Source organism: bacterium (genome assembly GCA_030247525.1).
In the GTDB taxonomy this organism is placed as follows: Bacteria; Electryoneota; JAOADG01; order JAOADG01; family JAOADG01; genus JAOTSC01.
In genome coordinates this window covers 1-5,342 of the sequence record JAOTSC010000204.1, presented here as the reverse complement: position 1 = coordinate 5,342, position 5,342 = coordinate 1, and the positions used below count along the sequence as shown (strand labels likewise).

At 51.7% G+C, this 5,342-nt stretch carries 6 protein-coding genes; all 6 read right to left on the bottom strand.

Going from position 1 to position 5,342, the window contains the following annotated elements; translation table 11 throughout:
* The coding region (locus OEM52_13715) for a hypothetical protein (protein MDK9701192.1) at positions 1-382 on the bottom strand (382 nt) is incomplete at its 3' end.
* Between the two features lie 2 nt (positions 383-384).
* A complete protein-coding gene (efp, locus tag OEM52_13710) occupies positions 385-951 on the bottom strand; it encodes an elongation factor P (GenBank protein ID MDK9701191.1) in 567 nt (188 codons plus the stop codon).
* Positions 952-1,111: 160 nt separating this feature from the next.
* A complete protein-coding gene (gene ligA / locus OEM52_13705) occupies positions 1,112-3,325 on the bottom strand; it encodes an NAD-dependent DNA ligase LigA (GenBank protein ID MDK9701190.1) in 2,214 nt (737 codons plus the stop codon).
* A gap of 252 nt (positions 3,326-3,577) precedes the next feature.
* Entirely contained in the window at positions 3,578-4,090 is a 513-nt protein-coding gene (locus OEM52_13700) for a class IV adenylate cyclase (protein MDK9701189.1), read from the bottom strand.
* A 39-nt stretch (positions 4,091-4,129) separates the two neighbouring features.
* Positions 4,130-4,297: a hypothetical protein gene (locus tag OEM52_13695; GenBank protein MDK9701188.1), complete on the bottom strand. Its 168-nt coding sequence runs from the start codon at positions 4,295-4,297 to the stop codon at positions 4,130-4,132.
* 105 nt (positions 4,298-4,402) lie between these two features.
* The coding region (gene thrS / locus OEM52_13690) for a threonine--tRNA ligase (GenBank protein ID MDK9701187.1) at positions 4,403-5,342 on the bottom strand (940 nt) is incomplete at its 5' end.

Sequence of the window (5,342 nt, the reverse complement as noted above, 5' to 3'; positions counted from 1 at the left end):
GTCTTACATAGACGTCAGAATCGGGAGATGGCGCGGCATAAAACGTACCCACCATCGGGCTGGTGACTTCCACCAGGGTTTTACTTGAGACAGGAGCGGCTGGAACCGCTACTGTTGCTGGCACAGCCGCTACCGTTGCCGGGGCATTTGCGACAGAGGTTGCCATGTAAGAACCGCCGGCTGTTGGAGCCGGACCATTCTTGCTCAAGCGGAGCATCACCTCACCCGTTTCGATTTCGAGTTCGGTTAGTTTCGAGTTCTCCAGTAACGCAACAAAACGCTCGACCATGCTGAAATCAATCATCATGTCTCGGACTTCCGGTGTCAGCGCTGGTTGTTCGGCGGGCAGTGCCGCTTTGGTAGTATTCGCTTTACGAGGCATTTTTACTCCTTAACACGTTCCATGTAGCCACGTGTGCGGGTGTCGACCCGTATTTTTTCGCCCTGTTCGACAAAGAGGGGAACTTGTACGACAGCGCCGGTTTCGATTTTTGCCGGCTTGGTTGCGCCACCTTGTGCGGTATCACCACGTACACCTGGTTCCGTTTGTACGATTGTATAAACAATAAAATATGGTAACGTCATACTAAGGGGAGTATCCCCACGGAAAAGTAAATCAACGATTTCACCCTCTTTGAGGAGGAGACGGTCGTCGCCAATCTGTTTTTCTTCGAGGTGAATCTGTTCGTAGGTTTCCTGATCCATAAAGATATATAAATCGTCTTCTTTATACAGGAACTGCATTTTCCGCGATTCTAACCGAATGATATCGATTGATTCTCCACTTCGGTACGTTTGATCAATAACTCGACCGGTGAGAATGTTCTTTAACTTTGTTCGGACGAACGCGCCACCCTTTCCGGGTTTAACGTGCTGAAATTCAACGACTTGATATAAATCATTCTTGAATTCAATAATGATGCCATTACGCAAATCGGCTGTCGACGCCATTCTTTAACCATCTCCCTTGTTGCTAAATCCTTCGACCACAATGGTTCCCGACGCAAAAATCTACATCCCGGTTCGGAAAAGAAACACCAAAGTTCCATCTCCCCCAAGCGAATTTCCGTTGGGGTGTGGTCATTATCCTAAACGAATAAGATAACGGTTTTCACCCGCTTACCGCTACTGGCACCGTCCCAGAGCTAACCCATTGTAAATATTCATCTTCTGAAAGTATGGGCAGATTTCGAGCTTGCGCTTTCGTTAATTTGCTGCCTGCACCATCCCCAGCGACCAGAATTGTGACCGCATTGGTAAAGCTTCCCGCGACACTTCCACCGTGTAAACGGGCAAGATTCTCCGCCTCACTCCGTTCCATCGAGATTTTCCCGGTAAAGAGGAACGTGTGACCTTGTAACATGTAGCTTTCCAATTTGGGACCTTGCCGGGTCGATAACGCAACTGCCTGTACTCCTGACCGCTCCAAACGGTCGATAATATCCCGGAACCCCGGATGGGCAAAGGCGAGTAGCAACTCCTCGAGCCACGCTAACTCTTTCTTGGTTTTCCGCTCGCCGAGTCGTTGTTTCAACCGTTTTGCCAATGTATCCATCATACGGTCAAGTTGCTCACTCTCGGACACCACAGTTGCAAGATCCCGGCGATGTTGCTCAAGCAATTCCTCGAGCCAATGCTCATCGGACTTTTGCTTGCTTACCCAGAATTGGTCGTACAATTCGGTGCGAGTCGCCTTCATCAATGCCCGCAGGTTAGGATACCGTTGCGCAATGACCCGCGCTTGCTCCTCACCAACCAACCGAATGCCCATCGCAAAAAGGAACCGCTCGAACGGCTGTTGTTTCGACGCTTCGATTTGCCCCAACCACTGCTCGATGGTTTTCTCGCCGATACCTTCCAACCCTTGTAATTTGTCCGGCGTCAAATCGTATAAATCGGCAACATTCGTAACGATGCCTCGCGACAATAGCAACTCGACTGCTTTCGATCCAATTCCGTCGATGTCCATCGCATCACGGGCTACGTAATGTTCAATCCGTTGTTGTTGCTGTGCCGGGCACAATTCGTTCACGCACCGCAGCGACTTCTCTTCCTCTTCCCGGAACAATTCTCCGTTGCAAACGGGACAGGCGCTCGGTACTTCGACAGGTTGGCTGTCGGCGACTTTCACCACTTTAGGAATAATCTCGCCGCCTTTTTCCACTTGTACCAAATCGCCGATTCTCAGCCCTTTCTCACGGATATAGTCTTCGTTGTAAAGCGAGGCGCGTTGCACAGTCGTACCGCCCAGCAACACCGGTTCCAGATTCGCGACCGGGGTCACAACGCCGGTACGTCCCACCGACCATTCAACTGAGAGTAAGCGCGTGATTGCTTGTTCGGTTGGAAACTTGTAAGCGACTGCCCATTTCGGCGCGCGGGCGGTCATTCCCAACGCTTCCTGTTCACGAATCGCGTTTACTTTTACGACAATGCCATCGATGTTGAACGGCAAGGTCTGCCGTCGTTCGACACTATTCCAATCTTCCCAATAGGCTTGTACCGCTTGCAGATCGGCGCAGAATTTCCAATGGGGTTCGGTCGGCAATCCCCATTCATGAAGGGTTTCGAGAAATTCTTGTTGGGTTGCGAACGGTGTATCGGATGCGCCTAAGGCGTAACAGGCAATCCGCAGCGGACGTTTCGCAATCTCCGGTACATCGAGCAGTTTGAGCGATCCGGCGGCAAAATTCCGGGGATTCGCTGCCGGCGCATCACCCGATTCCACTCGCAAGCGATTCGCTTCCTCAAAATCGGTGCGGGTCATATATACTTCGCCGCGAATTTCGATTGTGCCGCTCGGCGCATTGTGCAATTGGAGCGGGAGTTGACGAATCGTCCGAATCGCTGCCGTGATGTCTTCTCCGACTTCGCCATTGCCCCGTGACGCCGCTTTTACCAGAATTCCATCGGAATATGTAAGTGAAACGGCAATACCATCGATTTTCAATTCGCAGATAAAACCGCTGATTGGATTCCCAATCGTCTTTTCCGAGCTCTGAAAAAACTCCTCGATTTCGGTACAATCGTTTTTCGTTTTCGCAAAGTAAACATTTTGCAACGAGAGCATCGGTACGAGGTGTTTGATTTGGGGAAGATCGTCGGAGAGTGAACTGCCAACCCGCCGGGTGGGGCTATCGGGTCGGATCAAGTCGGGAAACTCTTGCTCTAAGTCGACTAATTCGCGGTATAAGAGATCGTACTCGGCATCGCTGAGCACCGGTTTCGCATCGACATAGTACAATCGGTCATGGCGTTGCAACTCCGTGACCAGTGCGTCGATTCGCTTCCTCTTCTCGCGTCGGATGTCGTCGAATAGATCCATTCTTCCTTGTTGGTAGCGACAGGCGTCCTCGCCTGTTTACGATAGGGCGAACACAAGGTTCGCCCGTACTCTTGTTCCATTTGGTCCAGGTGGACAGACAAGAGTGTCTGTCCTACTGTGTATCCGACTGGGATTGCTTCGCTACGCTCGCAATGACACGTCAGACGGGATTCTTTGCGTTACAGTGGACAGACAAGAGTGTCTGTCCTACCGAGCGTTCATTGCACTAAGATACGAAATGAGGAGGGGGGATTAAACCCGATTCGTCAATAAATCGATGTAGGCTACCGATAGGAGATCTTCGGGACGAATCGCTAACCGGATCATCCATTCTTTCGCGATCCGTTCGCCATCGGATTCCGGTTGTTCCGGTTTCAAGACGACTTCCAATTCGAGGAAGTCGCCGAGGGTTTCCACTTGATCAAGATGAATGCGGGTTTGCCCGATGATGAAGACCAGGCGTTGTTTGATCACTTCGCCGAGTACGCCATAGCATTGCGCTAAGATTTCGTGGAGACCGTGCGCATCTGTGGTGGGGTATATCCAATACTGGGAAAGCTTGGCGGTGGTGTGGTCGGGACGGCGATAGAAGATCAGCTCACCATGCCCTTCGGCGAAGACCCGTAGTTTCAATCTGCCATCGGGACAACGATAGAATGTGTCGTGCTGGTGGAGCAATTTTCCTTTCGCTCCTCCCTGCTCGAGCATCTTCTGGACTGCGATGAGGTCGCGCGCCCGCGCCTTAACTTCGACGTTACGATTCATGGAGCAAGTGCAAGAATTTCAGCAAACCGCACAGTTCGATTACTTGCCTTCCATCTTCGCTTTATCGCGTTTGGCTTGGGCGCGCCGCTCGACCCAACGTCCGAATTGATAACCTACCATCCCGCCGAACAGCAGGAATACGACATAGACAAAGTAGAAAACGCCCGACATGGAACTGCCCCATTGGTTTGTTGTTGTGGAATCCATTAGATAAACCTATTTCAGAATACCCAAAGTTAACACAATATCTTTGTATCACAACAGAGAAAGGCGGGTTATCACCCGCCTTTCTTCTGCTTCACCTGTAGTATTTCATTCCCCTAATGTCAAGACATTGACGCGGGAGGTATTTTCCTTCACGATGCCGGCGATTACCTCGTCGAGGGGTATCGCGCCGATGTCCCCTTTATCGCGGCGGCGGACTGCTACCGCGCGGTTTTCGGCTTCCCTGCCCCCGACTACACAGAGGTAGGGAATTTTCTTCCCTTGGTTGTCGCGGATTCGGTAATTGAGCGACTCTTCACGAGCGTCGAGTTTCGCGCGGATTCCATGCTTTTTCATTTCCGCAACGACTTCACGGGCATAATCGCCGTGTTTCGCTTCAGAAATCGGAATCACGACCGCCTGTACCGGTGCGAGCCACGTCGGGAACGCTCCGCCATAATTCTCGATGAGAATTCCGATAAAGCGTTCGAGGGAACCTAAAATCGCACGATGTACCATCACCGGACGATGCTTCGCCCCATCGGCGCCAGTGTACTCCATTCCGAAGCGCTCTGGCATTGAGAAATCGACTTGAATCGTGCCGCATTGCCAAGTCCGGCGCAACGCATCGCGGATATGGTAATCGACTTTCGGGCCGTAGAATGCGCCATCGCCCGGATTGAGTTTATACTCAACCTTGCGTTTTTCGAGCACATTTTTCAGCGCCCCTTCCGCATTCGCCCACATCTCATCGCTGCCAATCGATTTCGCCGGACGAGTGGAAAGCTCAATCGAATAATCGGTAAATCCGAAACCGGCGTAAATCTCTTCGAGGATCTGCATCACTCCGGCAATTTCGTCTTCCAACTGCTCGGGGGTGCAGTAGATATGCGCATCGTCCTGTGTGAACGACCGTACCCGGAACAAGCCCGACAAGACACCGGATTTCTCGTGGCGGTGGACATGCCCCAATTCGCAATGACGCTGCGGGAGATCGCGATAGCTCCACATATTCGAGCGATAGACCAGCGTACCGCCCGGACCTGTC

Bases quoted from the DNA above. Each gene is read 5' to 3' on its own strand.
- OEM52_13695 (MDK9701188.1), bottom strand. From the start codon at position 4,297: ATGGATTCCACAACAACAAACCAATGGGGCAGTTCCATGTCGGGCGTT.
- efp (MDK9701191.1), bottom strand. From the start codon at position 951: ATGGCGTCGACAGCCGATTTGCGTAATGGCATCATTATTGAATTCAAG.
- OEM52_13700 (MDK9701189.1), bottom strand. From the start codon at position 4,090: ATGAATCGTAACGTCGAAGTTAAGGCGCGGGCGCGCGACCTCATCGCA.
- ligA (MDK9701190.1), bottom strand. From the start codon at position 3,325: ATGGATCTATTCGACGACATCCGACGCGAGAAGAGGAAGCGAATCGAC.